1 protein-coding gene is annotated in these 520 nt (G+C 55.4%); it reads left to right on the top strand.

Annotated features, from left to right (window positions below; genetic code table 11):
- Positions 1-143 precede the first annotated feature (143 nt).
- Positions 144-520 (top strand): gamma-glutamyltransferase (locus KDM89_RS19215; protein WP_212689524.1); only part of this gene is annotated, 377 nt, incomplete at its 3' end.

The raw sequence follows: 520 nt of genomic DNA, 5'->3' as shown, positions 1-520 counted from the left end.
GGAGTACCAGCCTGCTCTAACGGTTTCAGGGAAGATTGGCTGTGGGTTTCCGCAGAGTGTGGGGGAGTTCCTGCTTATCCATACAGCTGATTTTCAAGAACCACCTCCCCAAGAAAGGTTTGGGGGCTCCTACTGGACGAGCCATGAAGAATAGGTTTCTGGTGCTGGGCCTGGTGGCGGTGGTTCTGGTGTTCGTCATCATCGGCCTCTGCATCTGGCTACCCACCACCTCTGGGAAGCCTGACCATGTGTACTCCAGGGCGGCCGTGGCCACAGATGCCAAGCGTTGCTCAGAGATTGGGCGGGATATGCTACAGGAAGGCGGCTCCGTAGTGGACGCGGCCATCGCAAGCCTGCTGTGTATGGGGCTCATTAATGCCCACAGTATGGGCATCGGGGGCGGCCTCTTCTTCACCATCTACAACAGCACCACACGAAAAGCTGAAGTTATCAATGCCCGTGAAATGGCTCCCAGGTTGGCCAATACCAGCATGTTCAATAATTCTAAGGACTCTGAAGA

This window comes from Cognatundibacterium luofuense, assembly GCF_018139685.1.
GTDB classification, from domain to species: domain Bacteria; phylum Pseudomonadota; class Gammaproteobacteria; order Burkholderiales; family Burkholderiaceae_D; genus Undibacterium; species Undibacterium luofuense.
The sequence above is the reverse complement of the archived record's forward strand: the minus strand, read 5'-3'. Positions and strand labels throughout refer to the sequence as shown.